Genomic DNA, 1,208 nt, shown 5'->3' with positions numbered 1-1,208 from the left:
ATGCAACCACGCTTATGGGCTCAGCAAAGCCATATTGATCGTGTGATTCGCAACTGTAAAAACCCTCATCACACCAACGTCGTGTTAATGAATGAATTACAAAAACAAGTCACAAAGTTCAGAGAAGCATTACAAGGAAAAGCGACGTCGGTTAAAACAGACAACGTAGTCGCCTTCAACAGAAACGATTTCTACTGATGTGAGAGTCACACCTTAGGCAGAGACTCCCACACTCATAAATCACTGTGGCTCAGGACCGTATTTATTCGGGCCTGATGTGCCTTTCAAAAAACCACACTCAATCAAAATCCAAAGCCCACAAATTAATGAAATCGAAGCAATGAACAGCTGTGGCGTTGAAGGCTCTTGCGCCATTGGGCTTGTCATCGGCGTTGCGATGCGACCAATCACCAAAGGAATGTTCAAGCCTAACCAGTAGATCGACTTGTCGCGGTCATGCCATCTCTTTGTCGTAATAGCCAAATCAGGAATGAGCAGTACCAACAAGAATATTGGCAGTAACAGGTAAGAAAACGCAGGAAACAACTTACTGATACCCGCACCAAAACCTATAATCGAAATATAGTAAATCACATTCCAAATCCAATAGGTTTTGCGATCGATACGTCCGTGAAACGAAAACAGTAACTCTTTAGTCGACATCAATTTTTATCCAAAAATAGAAAGAATACAGAGTAGCCGAGTCGGGGTAATTTGGGAAGAAACAACAAGTCGTGAACAACGTCGGCCAAGCCTTATATTCAGTTCACCACTTTTTGAAAGCTGTCCACATCCATATCTCGAATGTTAACCGTTAAACTGTGTACATGACTTGCCTGTTCTTGAAGCACAACCATTAAAGCTCGCGATAATTCTCGCTTTTGTTCAGGCGTTCGGCCAGACAACAAATCAAAATTGATATGGATAAAATCGAGACTGTCACCCGCTTCACCAATTAGCCAGTTATGACATCTTAACGTTCTTGATTTCACAGAGGCCAACTCAAAAAGGCCACTCTCTAACGCAGCTTTATGTAAGTCTTCCAGCAAACCTTGTACATTGACTCGCTCTTCCACTGAGTTCGAATACTCTAAAACTAAGTTTGGCATTTTGATTCCTTTCTACAACATAAAAAATTCAGTGCGTAGTAATACCAATCTAGCCAGCAATTTCCGAGGAATGAACTATCATTCTGTCTACGCGATCAC

3 protein-coding genes are annotated in these 1,208 nt (G+C 41.9%); 1 reads left to right on the top strand and 2 read right to left on the bottom strand.

The annotated features are described in order from the left end of the window. The coding region (locus R8269_RS25145; RefSeq protein ID WP_318222897.1) for a DUF3135 domain-containing protein at nucleotides 1-198 on the top strand (198 nt) is incomplete at its 5' end. A 42-nt stretch (nucleotides 199-240) separates the two neighbouring features. Here R8269_RS25145 and R8269_RS25140 read toward each other — a convergent pair. Both R8269_RS25140 and R8269_RS25135 read right to left on the bottom strand, forming a co-directional pair. Next, nucleotides 241-663, bottom strand: a complete 423-nt coding sequence (locus R8269_RS25140; RefSeq protein WP_005458874.1) for a DUF805 domain-containing protein — start codon at nucleotides 661-663, stop codon at nucleotides 241-243. Nucleotides 664-761: 98 nt separating this feature from the next. Further along, nucleotides 762-1,109 carry a 5-carboxymethyl-2-hydroxymuconate Delta-isomerase gene (locus R8269_RS25135; RefSeq protein WP_005496920.1) on the bottom strand — a complete coding sequence of 116 codons (348 nt, stop codon included), beginning with the start codon at nucleotides 1,107-1,109 and terminating at the stop codon, nucleotides 762-764. Nucleotides 1,110-1,208 lie beyond the last annotated feature (99 nt).

The organism is Vibrio sp. Vb0667 (genome assembly GCF_033391095.1).
This window is presented reverse-complemented; position numbering and strand designations above follow the sequence as displayed.